Below are 20,815 nucleotides of genomic sequence, written 5' to 3'. Positions count from 1 at the left end.
TTATGGATATGTTCTTACTTCTGCCGCAAGGTGACCGCAATCTCAAGAACTGAAACGTTACTAAAGATTGCAGCCACCCTCATGCCAGGCAGAAATCAGTCAACCGAGCCCGAACGCTCGCGCTTCTTGCGCTCGTGCGGATCAAGGTAGCGCTTGCGGATACGCACGGCGGACGGCGTAACCTCGACAAGTTCGTCATCCTCGATATAGGCAATCGCCTGCTCGAGGTTCATCTTGCGCGGCGGGATCAGCAGCAGGGCCTCGTCCTTGCCGGCGGCACGGATGTTGGTCAGCTTCTTTTCACGCACCGGGTTCACTTCAAGATCATTCTCGCGCGAATGCTCGCCGATGATCATGCCCACGTAAACCTTCTCGCCCGCATCCACGAACAGCGTGCCACGGTCCTGCAGCGAGAACAGCGAATACTGCGTGGTCGCCCCGTCTTCCGACGAGATCAGCGAACCGTTGCGACGGCCTGCAATCGGCCCGACATAGGGCTGATAGCCATGGAACAGCCGGTTCATGATGCCCGAGCCGCGCGTGTCGGTCAGGAATTCGCCATGATAGCCGATCAGCCCGCGCGAGGGGATGAGGAAGCTCAGGCGCACCTTGCCACCGCCCGAAGGCTGCATGTCCTGCATGATGCCCTTGCGCAGCGCCATCTTCTCAACCACGACGCCCGAATACGGCTCGTCCACGTCGATCAGGACTTCCTCGAACGGCTCTTCGCGCTCGCCGGTTTCCTCATTGGTGCGGAACAGCACGCGGGGGCGGCCGATGGTCAGCTCGAAGCCCTCACGGCGCATCTGCTCGATCAGCACGCCAAGCTGGAGTTCGCCACGACCTGCAACCTCGAAGGCCTCGCTCTCGGGGCTTTCGGACACGCGGATGGCGATGTTGCCTTCCGTTTCCTTGAACAGGCGGTCACGGATCTGGCGCGAGGTGACCTTCTTGCCTTCGCGGCCGCCAAGCGGGCCATCGTTAAGGCGGAAGGTCATGGACAGCGTCGGCGGATCAACCGGGGTGGAGGGCAGCGGCTCCTTGACTTCAGGGGCTGCAATCGTCTCGGGAATCGTCGCTTCCGACAGGCCGGCCACGGCCACGATGTCGCCTGCTTCGACTTCTTCCACCGGCACGCGGTCAAGGCCACGGAAGGAGAGCAGCTTGGTCAGGCGGCCGGTCTCGACCACCGAGCCATCGGGACGCAGCACATGCACGGGCATGTTCATCTTCGCCACACCCTGCTCGACACGGCCGGTCAGCACGCGGCCAAGGAAGTTGTCGTTCTCCAGGATGGTGGCGACCATCGCGAACGGTGCGTCCTTGTTGACCTTCGGCGCCGGCACGTGGCGCAGGATCAGGTCGAACATGGGCGAGAGGTCCTTGCGCGGACCGTCGATCTCGGTATCGGCCCAGCCCTGGCGGCCCGAGGCGTAGAGCATGGGGAAGTCGAGCTGCTCGTCATTGGCGCCAAGGGCCGCGAACAGGTCGAAAATCTCGTTATGCACCTCATCGGGGCGGGCATCGCCACGGTCGATCTTGTTCACGACCACGATCGGCTTCAGGCCGCGCGCAAGCGCCTTGCCCACCACGAACTTGGTCTGGGGCAGAGCGCCTTCAGCGGAATCGACGAGCACGATGGCACCATCGACCATGCTCAGGATACGCTCGACCTCGCCGCCGAAATCGGCATGGCCCGGGGTGTCGATGATGTTGATGCGGGTATCTTTCCACACCACCGACGTGCACTTGGCAAGAATGGTGATGCCACGCTCGCGCTCGAGGTCGTTGCTGTCCATGGCGCGTTCAGCAACGTGCTGGTTATCGCGGAAGGAACCGGACTGTTTGAGAAGCTGGTCGACCAGCGTGGTCTTGCCATGATCGACGTGCGCGATAATGGCGATATTGCGGATATCCATAAGTGCTCTTGACCTGACTTTCCTTGGCGTTACGCCATACGGGTGCGCGGCGGCACATGCGGGCGACACCCGTGCGTGCGGCGGCGGAATGATTGGCTGCTGGCTGCGTAGATAAAGCGGACTGGCGCGGATTGCACGCGAAACTTCGCGCACAACCCTGTCAAACGCCCGGCTCCCTGGCCTTCAGGTCAGAAATCCATGTCCTGGCGCATGTTCATGAGCGGGCGCGCGCCGTAATGCGAAATCACTTCCGAGGCGGCGACACTGCCCAGCCGCCCGCATTCGGCAAGCGTGCGGTCCGATGTCCAGCCGGCGAGGAAGCCCGCGGCATAGGCATCGCCCGCGCCGGTGGTGTCGATCACCTGCGTGCGCACGCTGTCGATGACGATGCGCTGCTGGTCCTGGATGATGACGCTGCCCTTCTCCGACCGGGTCAGGACAGCGAAATGCGTGTCAGCGGCCACAAGGCGGGCGGCATGGTCGAAATCGGCGGTCTGGTACAGCGCGCAGATCTCGTCCTCGTTGGCGAACAGGATGTCGACATGCCCGCGCACGAGGTCAAGGAACGCCGTGCGGTGGCGGTCGACGCAGAATCTGTCGGACAGCGAGAGCGCCACCTTGCGACCGGCCTCATGCGCGATGCGCGCCGCGGTGCGAAAGGCTTCCTGTGCCGCTGGCGGGTCGAACAGGTAGCCTTCCATGTAGGTGACCTTGGCGGACTGGACCACATCGGCAAGCACGTCTTCGGGGCCGAAATTCACGCACGCCCCCAGATAGGTGTTCATGGTGCGCTGGCCATCGGGCGTGACCAGGATGATGCAGCGCGCGGTGGGGTGCGCGGTGCCCGCATCGCCCTGCAGCGGCGATGAGGGGAAATACACGCCCGCGGCCTGCATGTCGGCGCCAAAGGCCTGGCCCGGCACGTCATCGGCCACCTTGCCCAGATAGGCCACGCGCGCGCCCATGTTGGAGGCAACGACGCAGGTATTGGCCGCCGAGCCGCCGCCCATTTCCTTCTCGCGCCGGATCTGGCCGTACAGCGCCTCGGCGCGGGCGGCGTCGATCAGCATCATGCCGCCCGGCGTCATGCCGTTGCGCTCCGGGAAGGCTGCTTCCACCGGCGCCAGCACATCGACGATCGCATTGCCGATGCCCAGCAGGTCAAACCGGCATTCTGCCGCCTGTCCCGAATTTTCCATACCCTGTGTCACTCCCATCGCTGATCAGGCCCGATATGCAGGCAAGGCGCAGGTGCGCCACGAAATAACCCATTTTTTCGGGCCAAAGTCGCCCTTCGCTATCATTGGCGGGTAAATGGCGCAATGCATGAAGTTTTTAATGCCTCTCCCGGCCCCTTAACGCCCTTGTCGACAGGTTTGGGGGGCGTATAACCGGGTATGGGGGCTGCGGCCTGCAACCAGCCCGAGACGCGTTCTTTTTCGTTCCGGAGCGTTCACGCGCTCCGATGCAGCATCTAACCAAGCGGGGTAATATTGTTTAAACGACGCAAGCCAGCAGACACCACGCCACCTGCCCCCACTCCGTCCCCCGCGCCGCAGCAGCCGGGCCGCCCGGTCATGGGCGGTGGCGCCTCTCCTTCTTCCCCATCTGCCAGCAAGGAAAATACATCCATGGCCCGTCCGCCCTTCCCGCCCACGCCGTCCCCCTCGTCCGCGCCGGGTGGCGCACGCCCCGGTGCGCCGGGCGCTGCCGCCCCCGCCAAAAAGGAAAATGAGCGCCGCACCCTGGTGGTCGGGCGTGGCATCAGCGTGCAAGGCACCATCCAGGATGCCGAGCGCCTGGTTGTGGAAGGCACGGTCGAGTCCTCGCTGATCAATGCATCCGAACTGCAGATCGCGCAGGGCGGCGTGTTCAAGGGCGAAGTCGAGGTTGAGGACGCGGAACTCGCGGGCACCATCGATGGCACGCTGACCGTGCGCGGCAGCCTGACCATCCGCTCCACCGGTCGCCTGCTCGGCAAGGCCAAGTGCCGCCGCCTGAAGGTGGAAGATGGCGGCCAGGTCACCGGCCAGCTTGAAATGATCACCACCCCCGCCGCCCCGCAGGCCGCACCCGCTGCCGCGCCTGCCGCTCAGCCCGCGCCCCCGCGCCCGGCCAGCGCTGGCTGAGGCACGCTTCTGCCCGGGCCTGCCGGGCAGATACAAAAAACGCCAGTGGCAGCAATGCCCTGGCGTTTTTTTGCATGCATCTGCAAACGGCCTGCACGCAAGCCGCCTTCCGTAAGGGAGCGCTTGAAAAGTCAGCCCGGAAAACATCCTGAAATCATACGGACGTTTTTGGTGAGGCTTTTTTCAAAAAGCTTCGCAGAATGCCGCCTTTTTGAAAAAGGGCGGCACCCGGAAGCTTTTATCATTTTTTATCAATGGGTTGTTTTTTTAAAAGTGGCTGATGGATCAGGCCACGCTATCGCGCCGGTCGCTCCGCAGCTTTACATAGGCAAGCTGCGCGTGTTCGGCACAGTACGGCTTGCCCGGCAGCGGCGTTGCCCCACAGAAGTGAAAGCCCGGCGTGCCCGGATCGCCCAGCGGCCAGCAGCAGGACTGGCTGCTGCGGCGGCGTGGCTCACTGACCGGGCGCAGCGCGGAACGGGCGGCACGGGCAGGCGCGCGGGCCGGACGGGCGGCTGCTTCGGGTGCCGGTTCGGCGGTGGGCGCCGGGGTCGCTGCCTTCGGCGCGGGAACTGCCACGGTCGCCTTGACCGGCGCAGGTGCCTTTTCAGGCACCGGCGGGGCTGCCACCACGGGCGCGGGGGCCGCTTCCTTTTCAGGGGCTGCGGCGGGGACCGCCGCAACCGGGGCGGCCTGTGTAGCGGCATCGGCAGGCGGCGTGGCCTTGGCGGCACGACGGATGGGCGATGGGCGCGGCTTGAGGCCAAGGCGATGCGCCTTGCCTACAACGGCATTCTTGGTAACAGATAACTGGCGGCCGATTTCGGCGGTCGATAATCCCTGCTGCCACAGATCACGCAGGCGCGCGATCGTCTCCTCTGTCCATTCCATCGCCATCGTTCTGCACTCCTTACGCGGAATGGAGCGAAACTAGGCGTATCTGCCATCTATCTCAACCGCAGAATGATAGAATCTTGTGGACAGTTCTGCCCATAACCTGTTTGCAACCCGTGTAAAACCGTCCGGGCCCCCTTGCTGGCTCAGTCGTGGATCAGTCTGACCTTGCCATCCTCGACCCCCATGGTCAGCCTGCCTGCCTTGAGTTCACGCGCAAGCTTGCCAAACACCGTATTGCGCCAGCCGTGAAAAGCGGGAATATCCGCCGCGTCATCCAGCGCAAAACGGTCAAGATCCTCTGATGACGCCACAAGTTTCGGCGCCACGCGATGGGCCTCGCAGCAGGTGGCCAGCAGCACCTTGAGCAGGGCGATCAGGGCAGGCGATGGGCGTGGCGCGTCCTTGCCGCGCCCCTTGGGCAGGCGCGGCAGGTCGGCTTCGGGTATGGCCTGGGCCGCGGTCACCGCCTCGAGCAGGGACTGCCCGCTACGCCCCTCGGCAAACCCGCGCGAGACGCCGCGCACGCGGGCCAGCGCATCGACCGTGTCAGGCGCGGTGGCCGCGATTTCCATCAGGCTTTCATCCTTGAGCAGGCGCTGGCGCGGCACGTTGACGCGCTGGGCCTCGCCTTCGCGCCATGCCGCCACGGCGCGCAGGATGCCCAGCATGCGCCGGTTGTTGGTGCGCGGGCGCATCTTCTCCCACAGGGTCAGCGGGTCGGGGCGGAAGGTGGCGGGATTGTTCAGGATGTCCAGTTCGGCCGCGACCCAGTCCAGCCGGCCCTCGCGCTCGAGCTGTGCCAGCAGCTTGCCGTAAACCAGCCGCAGATAGGTGACGTCAGCCGCCGCATAACCGATCTGGGCAGGCGAAAGCGGGCGCGCCGACCAGTCGGAAAAGCGATGTGACTTGTCGATCTGTACGCCAAGCAGCGACGCGACGAGATTGTCATACCCCACCTGGTCGCCATAGCCTGCCACCATGGCCGCGACCTGCGTGTCGAACAGGGCGGCGGGCAGGCGGTCGAACAGGTGCAGGAAGATTTCAAGATCCTGTCTTGCGGCGTGAAAGACCTTCACCACCGACGCATCATCAAGCAGTTCGCCAAGGCTGGCCAGGTCAATGCCGGGGGCGATCGTGTCGATCACCACCACCTCGTTCTCGCCTGCAAGCTGCACAAGGCACAGCTCAGGCCAGTACGTGCGCTCGCGCACGAATTCCGTGTCAATGGTTACAAACGGCTCCTGGCGCAGTCGCGCGGTTACAGCCTCAAGCGCCGCCGTGGTGGTAACCAGCACAGGAGCGGGAAATTCGGGTCGGGATACACGTGCCATTCCGTGCAGTTATCATGCCAGCACCCGGTTGCGGAAGCAGGGAAAACCGCATGTCCCCTCCCCGCATTTCCATTGACGCCGCCCGACGCCTTGCGGCATCAGCCCCCTATCCCTTTTTTTCATTGCTGACGGACCCGCCCATGACCTCCAGCCCCAGCCAAGATGATGGCAGCCAGTTCCTGACGCAGCTCGGCCAGAACAGCGCCCAGCCCGCAAGCCCCGAGGAAGCCCGGCTTGAACGCGTGCCCGCCCCCGACCGCGGGCGGCGCTACGTGGTGCGGTTCACCGCGCCCGAATTCACCTCGCTGTGCCCGGTCACGGGGCAACCCGACTTTGCCCATATCGTGATCGACTACATTCCTGATGAATGGATTGTGGAGAGCAAGTCGCTCAAGCTGTTCCTGACCAGTTTCCGCAACCACGGCGCCTTTCATGAGCGCTGCTCAATGCAGATCGCCACCACGCTTGTCGATCTGCTCAAGCCGGTGTGGCTGCGCATCGGGGCCTACTGGTACCCGCGCGGCGGCATGCCGATTGATGTGTTCTGGCAGACCGGCACCCCGCCGGAAGGTGTGTGGATCCCCGCGCAGGACGTGCCGGGCTATCGCGGGCGCGGCTAAATATCTGTTTTAAAATAATAAATATTTTGGGGTACCGCCTTTTTGAAAGAAGGCGGCGTTCTTTCGGAAGCTTTTTGGGGAAAAAGCTTTACCAAAAACTTCTTACAGGTTTTCCGTTGTTTTACAGGCCCGACGGTCTGGTCGCCCCATAACAAAAAAAGCGCCCATAAGGGCGCTTTTCATGTCAGGCCACACATCTACGCCCATGCAGGCAGTGGATGCAGGCTGGCTATCGTGTCAAAGCGACATGCCCGGAATGGCAGACTGCGCCGCCTCGATCTCGGCCCGGGCCGACTGGATCTTGTCCATGAGGATATCAAGCGCGGGCACGTTCATCTTGTCCGCTTCCTCATAGGATTTTTCCAGACCCGCCAGGCGGGCTTCCGCATCGTCAACCGACAGGTCTTCGAGCTTGGTGGCCCGGTCGGCAAGGATGGTGCAGTGGCTTGGCGCGATATCGGCAAAGCCGCCCGCGACGAAGAAGCGATTCGTCACCGCATCGCCTTCATAGATGTCAACCACGCCACCGCGCAGCGTCAGCATGAGCGGGGCATGATCGGGCATGGCCGCGATGTCGCCTTCCGCCCCCGGCATGACAGCCATATCGGCGTCATGCGCGAACAGGACTTTCTCCGGGCTGACAATCTTGACCTTAATGGACATGGTCTATTTTCCTTGCGTCAGGGGCCGGGGTTCAGGCCGATTCCTTCATTTTCTCGGCCTTGGCCACCGCTTCCTCGATCGCGCCGACCATGTAGAAAGCCCCTTCGGGAAGGTGATCATATTCACCCGCCACGATCGCCTTGAAAGAACGCACCGTATCTTCCAGCGAGACCAGCTTGCCCGGCGCGCCCGTGAACACTTCGGCCACGTGGAACGGCTGGGACAGGAAGCGCTGGATGCGACGGGCGCGGGCCACGACCAGCTTGTCGTCTTCCGACAGTTCATCCATGCCGAGAATGGCGATGATGTCCTGCAGGGACTTGTAGGTCTGCAGGATGCGCTGCACGTCGCGCGCCACTTGGTAGTGCTCGTCACCTACGATCTTGGGGTCGAGCGAGCGCGAGGTGGAGTCCAGCGGGTCAACAGCCGGGTAGATGCCCATTTCCGCGATGGAACGGTTCAGCACCGTGGTCGCGTCAAGATGGGCGAAGGTCGCGGCAGGTGCCGGATCGGTCAGGTCATCGGCCGGCACGTAAACGGCCTGCACCGAGGTGATCGACCCCTTCTTGGTGGAGGTGATGCGCTCCTGCAGGGCACCCATTTCCGTCGCCAGCGTGGGCTGGTAGCCCACGGCGGAGGGAATGCGGCCAAGCAGGGCGGACACTTCGGCGCCAGCCTGCGTAAAGCGGAAGATGTTGTCCACGAAGAACAGCACGTCCTGGCCTTCCACGTCGCGGAAGTATTCCGCAACCGTCACGCCGGACAGCGCCACGCGGGCACGGGCACCCGGCGGCTCGTTCATCTGGCCATAGACCAGCGCCACCTTGGAACCTTCGGTCGAGTCGCCATCAAGCTTGATGACGTTCGCGTCCTGCATTTCGTAATACAGGTCATTACCTTCACGGGTACGTTCACCCACGCCGGCAAAGACCGACACGCCGCCATGCGCCTTGGCGATGTTGTTGATCAGTTCCTGGATGATGACGGTCTTGCCCACGCCCGCACCACCGAACAGGCCGACCTTGCCGCCCTTGAGGTAGGGGCAGAGCAGATCGACAACCTTGATGCCCGTGGGCAGGATCTCGGTGGCGGCGGCCTGCTCGTCAAAGGCAGGAGCGGCGCGGTGAATCGGCGCGCGCCCTTCGCATTTGACCGGGCCACGATCATCAATCGGCTCGCCGATGACGTTGAGGATACGGCCAAGCGTGCCCGGACCGACCGGCACCGTGATCTGGCTGCCGGTGGCGGCCACTTCGGCGCCGCGGGTCAGGCCATCGGTGGTGTCCATGGCAATGCAGCGGACTTCATGCTCGCCAATTTCCTGCGCCACTTCGAGCACAAGGGTCTGGCCATTGAGCTGAACGTGCAGCGCCTCGAGGATATGCGGCAGCGTACCTTCGAACTGGACGTCAACAACGGCGCCGCGGACCTGGGTCACGCGACCGACGACATTGCTTTTGGGCGCCTGCGTGGAGACAGGAGCCTCTTGAGTTGTGGTTTCCGACATGGGACAGCTCCTGTGAGCGTGACGATCGATCCTCAGACAGCCTGGGCGCCCGAGATGATCTCGATGAGTTCATTGGTGATGTTGGTCTGGCGCGTACGGTTGTACTTGAGCGTCAGACGATCGATGGCCTTGCCAGCGTTACGCGTCGCGTTATCCATTGCCGTCATCCGCGCGCCGTTCTCGCCCGCCGCCGTTTCCAGCATCGTGGCATAGATCTGCACCTGCAGGTTACGCGGCAGGAGGCTCGACAGCAGCGTGCCCTCATCGGGCTCGAATTCATAGGCCGCGACCTGCGCGTTATCCGCGTTGTCATTGTCCGGCAGGGCGAGCGGAATGAGCTGCATTTCCGTCGGCGTCTGGGTCATGACATTGCGGAACTGGTTATACACCAGCGTGCAGACGTCAAACTCGCCCTTTTCGAGCAGGGATGTAATCTGCTCGCCAAGTTCGGCTGCGGCGGAGAACGGAATCTCCTTGCCCGCCGCCAGATGGCGGTGATCGATGATCAGGTCCGAAAAATCACGCGACAGGAAGTCGTATGTCTTGCGGCCCACCGGCAGGATCTTGACGGTCTTGCCCTCGGCCTGGAGCTTGAGCACCAGGTTGCGGGTCGTGCGGTTGATGTTGGAGTTGAATGCACCGGCCAGACCACGGTCGCTGGACATGGGCACCAGCAGGTGTACCCTGTCCTGCCCCGTTCCGGTCAGCAGCGCAGGCTGTCCGCCTTCGCCCGCAACACTGCGGGCCACTTCGGCCAGCATGCGGCGCATTGCATCGGCATAGGGCCGGGCGGCAGCTGCGCGGGTTTCAGCCCGACGCAGCTTGGCCGCTGCCACCATCTTCATTGCGCTGGTGATCTTTCGCGTCGATTTGACGCTACCGATCCGTGCGCGCAGGTCCTTCAGGGAAGCCATGGTTGCCCGTCTTCCTCAGTTGGCGAACTGACGGCCGAATGTCGTCAGGAAATCGTTCAGGCGGCTTTCGATATCCTTCGTCAGCTGGCGCTGGGTCCGGATCGATTCCAGAATATCCTTGCCCGATGTGCGAACATCATCAAGCAGGCGCTTTTCGTAGCTGGTCACTTCGGCAACCGGCACGGTGTCGATATAGCCACGCGTGCCAGCGTAAAGCACCACAACCTGCTCCTCGACCGACAGCGGCGAGGTTTCGGGCTGCTTGAGCAGCTCGACAAGGCGCGCGCCACGGGCGAGCTGCTTCTGGGTCGCGGGGTCGAGGTCGGAGGCGAACTGCGAGAACGCCGCCATTTCACGATACTGCGCCAGCTCGAGCTTGATCTTGCCCGCAACCTGCTTCATCGCCTTGATCTGGGCCGCCGAACCCACGCGGGACACGGAACCACCCACGTTCACGGCGGGGCGGATGCCACGGTAGAACAGGTCGGTTTCAAGGAAGACCTGGCCATCGGTGATGGAGATCACGTTGGTCGGGATATAGGCGGATACGTCACCGGCCTGCGTCTCGATCACCGGCAGGGCGGTCAGCGAACCTGCGCCGAACTTGTCGGACATCTTGGCCGCACGCTCGAGCAGGCGCGAATGCAGGTAGAACACGTCACCGGGGTAGGCTTCGCGGCCCGGCGGGCGGCGCAGCAGCAGCGACATCTGGCGGTAGGCGACAGCCTGCTTGGACAGGTCATCATACACGATCAGGGCATGCATGCCGTTATCGCGGAAGTATTCGCCCATGGAGCACGCGGCATACGGTGCGAGATACTGCATCGGTGCCGGGTCGGACGCGGTGGCGGCCACGACGATGGAGTATTCCATCGCGCCGGTCTCTTCCAGCGTGCGCACCAACTGCGCAACCGTCGAGCGCTTCTGCCCGATGGCCACATAGATGCAGTAGAGCGACTTGCTCTGGTCACCCAGCGCGTTGACGCTCTTCTGGTTGACGATGGTGTCGATCAGGATGGCGGTCTTGCCGGTCTGGCGGTCACCGATGATCAGCTCACGCTGGCCACGCCCGATGGGCACGAGCGCGTCGATCGCCTTGATGCCGGTCTGCATCGGCTCGCTGACGGACTGGCGCGGCATGATGCCCGGCGCCTTGATTTCCGCGCGCTTGCTGATGACTTCACCCACGAGCGGACCCTTGCCGTCGATCGGGTTGCCGAGGCCATCGACCACGCGGCCGAGCAGCGCCTTGCCGGTGGGCACTTCCACCACCTTGCCGGTGCGGGCGACGGTGTCGCCTTCACGCATTGCGCTGTCATCACCGAAGATGACAACGCCGACATTGTCATTCTCGAGGTTGAGCGCCATGCCCTTCTGGCCGCTGGCGGGGAAGTCCAGCATTTCGCCGGCTTCAACATTCTGCAGGCCGTAGACACGGGCAATGCCGTCACCAACCGACAGGATGGTCCCTGTCTCGGCAACGTCAGCGGCCTTGTCGAACGTAGCGATCTGCTGCTTGAGGATATCCGAAATCTCGGAGGGGCGGATTTCCATCACGCGGCTCCCTTCATGGCATGGTGCAGGCGGGTAAGGCGGGATCTGAGACTGGTGTCATACAGGCGGGCGCCTACGCGCACGACCAGACCGCCCAGCAGGGCCGCGTCAACACGCTCCTGGATATTGACTTTGGAATAGCCGGCCTCGGCAAGGCGGCTGCGAAGCTGGACACGCTGCAGGTCGGTCAGGGGGTGGGCGGATACGACATCCGCCACCACTTCCCCGCGCCGGGCCGCAGCGATAGCCGCCAGCGCGGCAAGAATCTCACGCAGGCGCGGAAGGCGGCGGTTATTCGCCACCACGCCAACAAAATCACGCATGAGGGGGCTGAACCCCTCGGCGTTCAGCACGGCATCAACCGCCCGCGCGCTGTCGCGCAGGTCAAGCGTGCGGTCCGCAAGGGCGGTACGCAGGTCGGCACTGCCGTCGATCAGGCTGGCCAGGGCCGTTGCCTGTTCCAGAACAGGATCAAGCTGCTGGCGTTCAGCCGCAAGCTCATAGAGCGCCGTCGCGTAACGACCGGGAAGGCCATTGGCAATGGAGGCGATCGGTATTGAGGTCGTTCCACCCGAATCCACTGTCCGCTTTTCCAATCCAGAATCTTGATTCAAACACAAGCCGCCTGCCCGGAAACCGAGGCCCCGTGCGCTGCTGGCGCGGCTCTAGCACGCAGCGTAAACACACGCAACAGACAGGCGGCACGCTGGCGCTACGCTGTGCCATACTACCACCCGTTTTCACGCATATGGACACGCTGGTGCCAGAGGTTGGCGGGATCATACATGCCGTACGTCGTTTCGGAAACAGGAAAGCGCCGGTTTTGTCACCTTCCGGCGCGACGGGCTGGCGGGAATGGCCGTCAAGGTATGCATATTATGCATATCAATAATGCATCACACCGAATCAAGCAGTGCCGCGACAGCCTGGGCGCTGCGCCGCGCGCGGAGTCCGGTTGAAACCAGCCCCAGCGCCGCAATGCATCCCGCCCCCACCGCCATGCTCCACCACACGGCATGCGTGGCCTGGGGAAAGGCGCTCCACTGCACCACGCCGCCCTGCACGCTTGATGCGCTCATCGCGCCACCAAGGGCGATGCCGAGCAGCGCGCCCACCTGCCGGCTTGTCGAGGCAATGGCCGCGGCCACCCCCGCCTGCGCCCGCGGCATGCCGGAAATGGCGGCATTGGTAATGGGGGCGTTGCACAGGCCAAACCCGCACCCGCACAGACCGTAAGAGGCCAGTAGCAGGCCGAGCGGGCTCGCGGAATCCAGCCCTGTCAGCAGCAGTGCGCCCGCGCCGAAGCCGATGGCGGAAAGCAGCAGCGGCAGCCGCGCGCCATACCGCCCCGTCAGCCGCCCCGAAAGCGGGGCGCACAGCATGGAGCCTGCCGCGAATGGCAGCGTGCACAGCCCGGCATGCAGCGCGTCAAGCCCGCGCACATCCTGCAAATAAAGCGTGTTGAGAAACAGGAAGGCGCTGAACATGGCAAAAGCCAGCACGGCGATGATGATCGCCCCCGAGAACGGCCACGCGCCAAAAAAGCGCAGGTCGATCAGCGGCGTCGCGGCACGGCGCTCGACAATGACAAACCCCGCGACCGAAAGCAGCCCGAAGCCGAGGAAGCCGGAAATGGCAGGCGACGCCCAGCCGTAATTATGCGCCTCGATCAGCCCCGAGGTGATCATGGCCAGCGCCACGATGGCCAGCAACTGCCCCGGCGCGTCAATGCCGCGCCCGCGCCCGCCACGGGATTCGGGCACGAAGCGCAGCGTCAGCGCGATGGCCAGCAGTCCGATCGGCACATTGACCCAGAACACCGCCTGCCAGCCCACCCAGTGCACCAGCACGCCCCCCACAACCGGCCCCAGCGCAAGGGCCACGCCCGATGTGGCACCCCATGTGCCGATGGCCTGCGCCCGCGCCCGTGGCTCGACATACACGCTTGTCAGGATCGACAGCGCCACGGGGTTGAGCATCGAGCCACCGATTCCCTGCACCGCGCGCGCGAACACCAGCATCTCCACGCTGCGCGCCAGCCCGCACAGGGCCGAGCCCGCGCAGAACAGCGTAATGCCGATCAGGAACATCCGCCGCCGCCCGAACCTGTCGGCCAGCGTGCCCACCAGCAGCATGAGGCTGGCCACCATGAGGGTATAGGCATCCACCACCCATTGCAGGGTGGAAAAGCCGCCATGCATCTGCGCGCGGATGGAGGGCAGCACGACATTGACCACCGTGACATCCATCATGACCAGCAGCAGGCTCAGGCAGCAGGTGGCCAGCACCACGCGCGGATGGAGGGTCGGAGAGCTGGTCAATGCCATTGGAATCACCCTGCCCCGTCATGCCGCCCGGGCGGCACGCGCCCGAATCCGGTCAGGGCTGATACGGATTTCATTATGTGGGGATCATGGAGCGGGCGAAGGGAATCGAACCCTCCTCAGAAGCTTGGAAGGCTACTGCATTACCACTATGCTACGCCCGCCCATAAGGTTGGCCCATCCATACCGTTTCCGCCCTTTGTCGCGCAAGCCCATAAAGGCGTGCGGGATGCCAAACGCACCAAACTTGTATTTTTATGGGCACGCCCCCTTGACTTTCGGCTCGGTTCATACTTTTTTCCGCTTCCTGTGCCGGGTTCGCATGGACGACCCGAAACGGCGCGGCAGATGCCACGCCACTTGTTTCGGGCCTTCGCAGGCGGCTTTGCAGGGGTGTAGCTCAATTGGCTAGAGCGCCGGTCTCCAAAACCGGAGGTTGCGGGTTCGAGACCCTCCACCCCTGCCATTCTTTCCGGTCGGGCATTCCCCTTCCGGCCTGGCACCCGATGGGTCGGGCCACAATGGTCCGCACCGGTTCTTAGGCCCCGCACCGGCTGGTTCATCCGGTTGGTGCGCCGTGGCGTTGCAGGAAGGGTATTTCGTGTCGGTCAGTCCCGCGAAATTTGTTGAAGACGTTCGGGCCGAGGCCAGGAAAGTCACGTGGCCCACACGACGCGCCACCCTGATGACAACGGGTGCGGTGCTGGCCATGGCCGGTCTTGCATCGGTTTTCTTTTTCCTCGTCGACGAGGTGATCGGCCTTGCCGTACGGAAACTCTTCGGACTGGGAGGCTGAGTTCAGCCATGGCCAAGCGGTGGTATGTGATCCACGTCTATTCGGGCTTCGAGAAGAAGATTGCCCAGCACATCACGGAACAGGCCGCCCAGAAGGGGCTGGCCGACCATTTCGGTGAGATCCTCGTCCCTTCGGAAGAAGTGACGGAAGTGCGCCGTGGCCAGAAGGTCAATGCCGAGCGCAAGTTCTTCCCCGGTTACGTGCTGGTCAACATGGAACTGACCGATGAGGCATGGCACCTGGTCAAGGATACGCCCAAGGTCACCGGCTTCCTTGGCAGCAAGACCCGCCCCACGCCCATCCCCAAGGCTGAAGCCGAACGGGCCATGAAGCAGGCGCAGGAAGGTGTCGAGCGGGTCCGCCCCTCCGTTACCTTCGAGATTGGCGAGCAGATCCGCGTGGCCGATGGTCCCTTCACCTCGTTCAACGGCACGATCGAGGAAGTGGACGAGGAGCGCGGCCGCCTGAAGGTCAGCGTTTCCATCTTTGGCCGCTCCACGCCGGTCGATCTGGAATACAGCCAGGTGGAGAAGGTCTGAACCTTCTCTCCCCGCTGAACTGAAAAGCGCCTCCGGGCGCTTTTTTTATGCCCGGAATGCCTTGCAAATCCCCGTAAGGTTCCGGGCGTCGCCTTCTTTCAAAAAGGCGACGTCTCACATCATTATTTATGTAGGGCCGGCTGGGGCGCGGGTGGCAGCGCCTGTAGCGCGGCCGCCGCCATATCCGCCACCTGTCCGGTCAACTGGCTGAGCGAGGCGACCATGGCCCGCATGCCGCTGCCTGCGGGCGTGGCCGTGAGCGCGAGTGGCACCGAGCGGGCATGCTCGGGGTCACCCGCCCGGTGTACCGACAGGCTCCCTGCCAGATGCACAAGGCCCGTGGCATCCCGCGCGAAACGGGTAATCTCGACCTCGACAAACCCCTGGGCGGGCGCGCTCGTGGCATCGTTCTGGGCAAAGACGCTCACGCCGGGCAGGCGCTGCTGCAGGTCGGTGGCCAGCACATGGCCAAGCATGGGGGCGAGCGGCTCGCTCCAGGCCGCGCCAGCGCTTGGCGTCACACTGTAGTCATCCTGCACGCCCACGATGTTCTGCCGGTCAAGCGAGGGTGTCACACCGGGCGTGCGCACCTCGATCACCGCAGGCAGGCCTGCGCCGATACTGCCTGCCTGCGCCGCGGGCACGGGGGCCAGCGTGTAGAGCGTGGGGTCGGTTGACCCGCAGCCGCCAAGTGCCAGCAGCGATGCAACCGCCATGCCTGCGGCCACGGGCCGCGTGGACTGTATGAAATGCCAGAAGGGGCGTTGCATGCTCTTATCGTTCCGTAATCAGTGCCGAGGGGTGGTGGGTCAGGAAGTCTGACAGGAAGCGCAGCGAACGCGCGGCATCGTTGAGCTGCAGCATCATCTGCTGCAGGTTGCGCTGGAAGTCGGTATCGCCGCCATAGCTCGACAGCACCGAATTGGCGTTCTTGAGCGTCTTGTCCATGCCGGTCAGCAGTTGCGGCATTTCGGTGCGGGCATCATGCGATATGACCTGCAGGTTCTGCAACGAACTGCGCAGCGCCGTCAGCGCCTGCTTGGTGTCGGGGCTGTTGATGCGGGCATCGGCATGGGCGAGCAGGCTGTTCAGGTTCTCGCCCATCTGGGTCAGCGGCATTGCGGCAATCTTGTCGCTCACCACCGAGAGCGAATCCATGATGCCCGACATGCCACCCGCCTGGCCGGGCAGCACCATGGCGTCGCCTTCCATCTCGACCTGCGCGGGTGTGGCATTCTTCACGAAGGTCAGCCCGATTTCGGATTCGCCGGTCAGCATGCTGGTGCTCTGCACCGAAGCCCGCAGGCCGGACGCCACCTGCATGCGCAACAGCCCGGCCAGCGCATCGGCTGGCACCTGCCGGTTATCGAGCACGCGTTCGGGCTGGAGTTCCATGGCCACGCGCACATGCGCCCTGCCGGTGGCGGGATCGACCTGCAGCTTCACATCGTCAATCATGCCGACCTGAATGCCGAACATGGTCAGGCGCCCCCCCTTGGTCAGCCCCGTGACCGAACTGGTCAGGTAGGTGACAAGCGGGATGCGCTCGCGGTAGCCCGCACTATTGGCTTCCTCCGCGCTGTCATAAAGCTGGAAGGTGGTCTCCGGCCCGGCAGTGGGGGGCAGCACGTTCTTCTCGTTGCGTTCATCAGGCGGATCGAACGCCACCCCACCCGAGAGCAGCGCCTGAAGCGACTGCAGCTTGACCTTGAGCCCGCCAGCCCCTAGCCCCACCTGCACGCCGGACACGTTCCAGAAGCGCGTGGTGGTACGCAGGTAGCTGTCATAGGGGGCCTGCACGAAAATCTGCACCCTGATCGGCCCGCGCCCTTCGGGCGGCATGGTGTAGCCGAGCACCTCGCCCACCACCACGTCACGGAAGAAGATGGGCGCGCCCTGCCCGAGCGAGCCGAGTGACTGCGTAATGAGCGTATAGGTATGGCCCGGCTGGTCAGAGCGCACGCCCGGTGGTGATTCGAGGCCGGTGAAATGCGTGGTGTAATGGCCACCCGCCTCGCCCGCATCCATGGCGATGTAGGCGCCGGACATGACCGTTTCCAGCCCGGTAACACTCGCGCCGTTGATGCGCGGGCGCACGACCCAGAAACGGGCATGGTCGGTCAGCATGCGGCCTGCCGCCGCCGTCATGCGCACGCGCACCTCGACATGGTGCAGGTCATCGCTCAACCGGATGGAATCGACCGTGCCAAGCGAGACCGCCTTGTTCTTGACCTCGGTCTGGCCGCTGGTCAGGCCATCGGCGGTGTCGAAGCTGATGACAATCAGCGGCCCGCGCCCGGTAAGCCCCCGCCAGCCCAGATAGCCCGCGATGATGATGGCCACGATCGGCACCAGCCACACGACCGAGAAACGGTAGCGCCGCGTCTGGGCCTGCGGCACGCCGCCATTTGAGTTACCGGAAGGAAAATCGTCATTCACGCCAGATCTGGCTCCATGCTGGCCGGGCGTGTTGCCGCCGGCGAAAGGGAAGTGGCCGGGTCATCGTGGTCAACCGTCGCCACCACGCGCGGCGGCAGGCCATCGGTGACCGGGCCGTTGCGCCCTGCCGCATCCCACATGATGCGCGGGTCAAAGCTCCAGGCGGCCAGCAGTGTCAGGATCACGACAGCGGCAAACGCCACCATCCCGGCATTGGCCGTGACGCTGGCCATGAAATTGAACCGCACCACCGCCACCAGGATCGAGATCATGAACACGTCGATCATCGACCACCGGCCCACCATGTCAACCAGCCGGAACAGCCGCGTGCGCGCCACGAGGTGCCCGCGCGCGCCGCGCCATGTCTGGATGATCATCCAGCCCAGGCTCGCGATCTTGAGCATGGGCACGGTGATGGAGGCGAAGAACACCAGCAGCGCCAGCGGAATCATGCCATCGGCCCACAGTTCGAGCGCGCCTTCGATGATGGTGTGCCCGCCCCCGCCGCCCATGCGCGTAAATGTCATGACCGGATAGAGATTGGCCGGAATATAGAACACGACCGCTGCGATGAGGAAGGCGGTGGTGCGGGTAAGCGTTTGCGGCAGGCGGCGCCAGACCTTGTGCTCGCAGCGCGGGCACACCCCCACGCAACGCAGGTTCGAGACCGGGTGCGCCAGCTCCCCCACCAGCCCGCATGAGCTGCACGCCACCAGATGATCGACCGGCGGCATGCCGATGTCATCCACATGCGCGTATTCCACGGCCACCCTGCCACCGCCTTCGGCGCGGGTGAGCGAATCAATGCGGCGGTGCTGCCAGATCATTTCGGTATCAAGCGTCGAATCGGTGGCCGCCATGGTCAGCATCAAAGCACCAATCAGGTACACCGCAGGCCCTACATCGACATGCGCCATGTCGGTCAGCTTGGTGTAGGCCACGAAGATGCCAAGGATATAGACCTCGACCATCGACCACGGCCGCAGCTTGTCATACCACACCAGAATGCGCGGCCCCCAGTCGGGCAGTTGCGGGCGGGCGGCGGCATACAGGATGGCGAACATGAACCCGATCGCCACCGCGGGGGCCAGCACGGTCACCGCGCCCACCAGTATCCCGGCCTCGCCCCAGCCTTCATGCATGAGTTCCATCGGCCCGGTCAGCAGGTCCACGGTGCGTTGCCTGCCATACACATCCAGCGTCATGAGCGATGAGGCGAGGGCTGCAAGGTAGAACGCCGCCGAACTGATGCAAAAGGCCAGCGGCGTTGCCAGGGGCGCCGTGCGCCGCCTGCGCGCAAGCTTCTGCCCGCAGCGCGTGCACAGGGCCTGCTGGCCGGGCGCGAGTTCGGGCAGGCGCTGGTACAGCCCGCAGCCGGGACATTCCGACAGGCCGCCAATAATGCGGATATGGGGCACGGGGCCGATGCCCGCATCATCACAGCGCATCTGCCGGGAGGAAAATGACATGTTCATCTGGCCCCAGCATATAGAGCAAATTAAAATGGGGAATGCTGCAATTGATATATTGCATCATGCCAGCCCATCGTTTATCAGACGCCACAGGTTTGCCGACATAGCTCAGGGGTAGAGCAACTGATTCGTAATCAGTAGGCCCTCGGTTCAATTCCGAGTGTCGGCACCACCTACCTTCTTGAAATTTCTGGTTTTATGAATGTTATCCCGGTCATTAAACGGGCATTGTTCCCCCATGGGGGAACAACAGGGTAACACTTCGGGCACTTCCTGCCCCTCCGTTCACTGTCTGTGGCCCGATGCAGGCGGCCTGACAGGGCGGCAGGCAACAGGCCGCCGCCGGACACGCCCGTTTTCTAAAGTCCGCACGCCTGCATCAGCACGCACATCGCAAGCCCCACCACGCCAATCAGCGTTTCCAGCACCGACCATGTGCGCAGGGTCTGCGGCACGCTCAGCCCCAGCGCATCGCGCACCTGCCAGAAGCCGGAATCGTTCATGGGGCCAAACATCACCGCCCCCGCCCCCGTGGCCAGCACCACAAGCTCGGGCGAGACCGCGCTGCCATGCGCCATGATGGGCGCCACGATGCCCGCCGTGGTGCTCATGGCCACCGTGGCCGACCCCACGGCCACCCGCATGCCCGCAGCCAGCCCCCAGGCCAGCACCAGCAGCGGCACGTGCATGTCCACCGCCGCACGGGCAATGGCGTCGGATATGCCGCTATCCATCAGTTCCGCGCCAAAGCCGCCACCAGCCCCGATCATGAGCAGCAGCCCCGCCAGCGGGCCAAGGCATTCATTGGAATACGCCAACACCTTCTCGCGCGTCATGCCGCGCCGCAGCCCCAGCGTCCAGAACGACAGGAGTGCGGCCAGCGCCAGCCCCACATTGGGGTCGCCCGCAAAGCGCAGCACCTGCACCCATGCCCCTGCCTGCGGCCCCGTGAAACGCGTGGCGGACCCCGCCAGCATCAGCACCATGGGGGCAAGAATGGTGAACAGGGTCATGCCAAAACCCGGCAGGCTCGCAGGATCGCGCGGCGTATTACCACCATGCGCGCTTGCGGCGGCGGCACCAGCATCGGCCGGCAGGCGTGGCACGATAAAGCGCGTATAGAGCGGACCCGCAACAATGGCGGCAGGCAGGCTGACCAGCGCGCCCATCCAGATCAGGCGGCCAATATCGGCATGACAGGCGGCCAGCGCGAACATGGTGCCGGGATGGGGCGGCATGTAGCCCTGCACCACCGAAAGGGCCGCCGTAACCGGCAGGGCCACGTGCAGGATGGGCATTTTCGTCTGCCGCGCAATGGAAAAGGCCAGCGGCACCAGCACCACAAAGCCCACCGTAAAGAACACCGACAGCCCGACCAGCAGCCCGATCACCATCATGGCCCAGTCCAGCCGCCGTGGCCCGGCCAGTGCCACCACGGTCATGGCGATGCGATCCGCCCCACCCGACACTTCAAGCATCTTGCCCAGCATGGTGCCCAGCGCGATGACCGAGGCGATCTGGCCCAGCACCTGCCCCGCGCCCTTCTCGAACGTGCTGACCACATGGCTTGCGGGCATGCCGGCAGCAAAGCCGAGCAGCATGGAGGCGAGGAACAGTGCCAGGAACGGATTGAGCTTGCACCGCTCAATAAGGAAAACGACAACGCATATGGCCACAACAGCCAGCAGCAGGGCCATTCCGACCGACATCC

18 protein-coding genes and 3 tRNA genes are annotated in these 20,815 nt (G+C 64.0%); 6 read left to right on the top strand and 15 right to left on the bottom strand.

The window, feature by feature from the left end; genetic code table 11:
• Positions 1-95 precede the first annotated feature (95 nt).
• Together typA and QEG70_RS16550 are read right to left on the bottom strand one after the other, a co-directional pair.
• Positions 96-1,919 carry a translational GTPase TypA gene (gene typA / locus QEG70_RS16555; protein ID WP_308721617.1) on the bottom strand — a complete coding sequence of 608 codons (1,824 nt, stop codon included), beginning with the start codon at positions 1,917-1,919 and terminating at the stop codon, positions 96-98.
• Positions 1,920-2,107: 188 nt separating this feature from the next.
• Positions 2,108-3,118, bottom strand: a complete 1,011-nt coding sequence (locus tag QEG70_RS16550) for an adenosine kinase (RefSeq protein WP_308721616.1) — start codon at positions 3,116-3,118, stop codon at positions 2,108-2,110.
• A 432-nt stretch (positions 3,119-3,550) separates the two neighbouring features.
• On the opposite strand from QEG70_RS16550, the gene QEG70_RS16545 reads away from it, so the two are divergent.
• Complete coding sequence (locus tag QEG70_RS16545) at positions 3,551-4,048, top strand: bactofilin family protein (protein WP_374762624.1); 498 nt, start codon at positions 3,551-3,553, stop codon at positions 4,046-4,048.
• 285 nt (positions 4,049-4,333) lie between these two features.
• Here the strand turns inward: QEG70_RS16545 and QEG70_RS16540 are convergent, their stop codons facing one another.
• Complete coding sequence (locus tag QEG70_RS16540) at positions 4,334-4,945, bottom strand: GcrA family cell cycle regulator (RefSeq protein WP_308721614.1); 612 nt, start codon at positions 4,943-4,945, stop codon at positions 4,334-4,336.
• A 143-nt stretch (positions 4,946-5,088) separates the two neighbouring features.
• Entirely contained in the window at positions 5,089-6,276 is a 1,188-nt protein-coding gene (gene rnd / locus QEG70_RS16535) for a ribonuclease D (RefSeq protein ID WP_308721613.1), read from the bottom strand.
• A gap of 140 nt (positions 6,277-6,416) precedes the next feature.
• Here rnd and queF point away from each other — a divergent pair, with 140 nt between their 5' ends.
• On the top strand, positions 6,417-6,896 hold the full coding sequence (gene queF, locus QEG70_RS16530) for a preQ(1) synthase (RefSeq protein ID WP_061275695.1): 480 nt from the start codon (positions 6,417-6,419) through the stop codon (positions 6,894-6,896).
• A gap of 237 nt (positions 6,897-7,133) precedes the next feature.
• Here the strand turns inward: queF and atpC are convergent, their stop codons facing one another.
• The 7 genes from atpC to QEG70_RS16495 all read right to left on the bottom strand — a co-directional run bounded on the left by atpC (position 7,134) and on the right by QEG70_RS16495 (position 14,022).
• Entirely contained in the window at positions 7,134-7,559 is a 426-nt protein-coding gene (gene atpC, locus QEG70_RS16525) for an ATP synthase F1 subunit epsilon (RefSeq protein WP_061275665.1), read from the bottom strand.
• A gap of 31 nt (positions 7,560-7,590) precedes the next feature.
• Positions 7,591-9,066, bottom strand: a complete 1,476-nt coding sequence (atpD, locus tag QEG70_RS16520) for a F0F1 ATP synthase subunit beta (RefSeq protein ID WP_130731417.1) — start codon at positions 9,064-9,066, stop codon at positions 7,591-7,593.
• A 32-nt stretch (positions 9,067-9,098) separates the two neighbouring features.
• The gene (locus QEG70_RS16515) at positions 9,099-9,980 is read right to left on the bottom strand and encodes a F0F1 ATP synthase subunit gamma (RefSeq protein WP_308721612.1); all 882 of its coding nucleotides are present in this window, start codon (positions 9,978-9,980) and stop codon (positions 9,099-9,101) included.
• Between the two features lie 15 nt (positions 9,981-9,995).
• Complete coding sequence (gene atpA / locus QEG70_RS16510) at positions 9,996-11,534, bottom strand: F0F1 ATP synthase subunit alpha (protein WP_308721611.1); 1,539 nt, start codon at positions 11,532-11,534, stop codon at positions 9,996-9,998.
• Complete coding sequence (gene atpH / locus QEG70_RS16505) at positions 11,534-12,130, bottom strand: ATP synthase F1 subunit delta (RefSeq protein ID WP_110567985.1); 597 nt, start codon at positions 12,128-12,130, stop codon at positions 11,534-11,536. Before atpH ends, atpA begins: the two co-directional genes overlap by 1 nt.
• Before the next feature lie 300 nt (positions 12,131-12,430).
• Positions 12,431-13,861: an MFS transporter gene (locus QEG70_RS16500; RefSeq protein WP_308721610.1), complete on the bottom strand. Its 1,431-nt coding sequence runs from the start codon at positions 13,859-13,861 to the stop codon at positions 12,431-12,433.
• An 87-nt stretch (positions 13,862-13,948) separates the two neighbouring features.
• Positions 13,949-14,022: transfer RNA gene (locus tag QEG70_RS16495), tRNA-Gly, on the bottom strand.
• A 225-nt stretch (positions 14,023-14,247) separates the two neighbouring features.
• On the opposite strand from QEG70_RS16495, the gene QEG70_RS16490 reads away from it, so the two are divergent.
• From QEG70_RS16490 to nusG, 3 genes are all read left to right on the top strand, one after another.
• Positions 14,248-14,324 (top strand) — tRNA-Trp (locus tag QEG70_RS16490).
• A 135-nt stretch (positions 14,325-14,459) separates the two neighbouring features.
• Positions 14,460-14,654: a preprotein translocase subunit SecE gene (gene secE / locus QEG70_RS16485; RefSeq protein ID WP_007397644.1), complete on the top strand. Its 195-nt coding sequence runs from the start codon at positions 14,460-14,462 to the stop codon at positions 14,652-14,654.
• A gap of 8 nt (positions 14,655-14,662) precedes the next feature.
• A complete protein-coding gene (gene nusG, locus QEG70_RS16480; protein ID WP_061275675.1) occupies positions 14,663-15,193 on the top strand; it encodes a transcription termination/antitermination protein NusG in 531 nt (176 codons plus the stop codon).
• Positions 15,194-15,315: 122 nt separating this feature from the next.
• On the opposite strand, the gene QEG70_RS16475 is transcribed toward nusG, so the two are convergent.
• Genes QEG70_RS16475 through QEG70_RS16465 form a run of 3 tightly spaced genes read right to left on the bottom strand, consistent with a single transcriptional unit; the run spans position 15,316 to position 19,107 of the window.
• Entirely contained in the window at positions 15,316-15,963 is a 648-nt protein-coding gene (locus QEG70_RS16475; RefSeq protein ID WP_308721609.1) for a PqiC family protein, read from the bottom strand.
• A 4-nt stretch (positions 15,964-15,967) separates the two neighbouring features.
• Positions 15,968-17,632 carry a PqiB family protein gene (locus tag QEG70_RS16470; protein WP_308721608.1) on the bottom strand — a complete coding sequence of 555 codons (1,665 nt, stop codon included), beginning with the start codon at positions 17,630-17,632 and terminating at the stop codon, positions 15,968-15,970.
• Entirely contained in the window at positions 17,629-19,107 is a 1,479-nt protein-coding gene (locus QEG70_RS16465) for a paraquat-inducible protein A (RefSeq protein ID WP_308721607.1), read from the bottom strand. Before QEG70_RS16465 ends, QEG70_RS16470 begins: the two co-directional genes overlap by 4 nt.
• A 94-nt stretch (positions 19,108-19,201) precedes the next feature.
• Between QEG70_RS16465 and QEG70_RS16460 the strand changes: the two genes are divergently transcribed.
• Positions 19,202-19,276, top strand: a tRNA-Thr gene (locus tag QEG70_RS16460).
• Between the two features lie 187 nt (positions 19,277-19,463).
• Here QEG70_RS16460 and QEG70_RS16455 read toward each other — a convergent pair.
• Positions 19,464-20,813, bottom strand: a complete 1,350-nt coding sequence (locus tag QEG70_RS16455; protein ID WP_308721606.1) for a GntT/GntP/DsdX family permease — start codon at positions 20,811-20,813, stop codon at positions 19,464-19,466.
• Positions 20,814-20,815 lie beyond the last annotated feature (2 nt).

The organism is Komagataeibacter xylinus (assembly GCF_031081985.1).
GTDB lineage: Bacteria > Pseudomonadota > Alphaproteobacteria > Acetobacterales > Acetobacteraceae > Komagataeibacter > Komagataeibacter xylinus_E.
The sequence above is the reverse complement of the archived record's forward strand: the minus strand, read 5'-3'. Positions and strand labels throughout refer to the sequence as shown.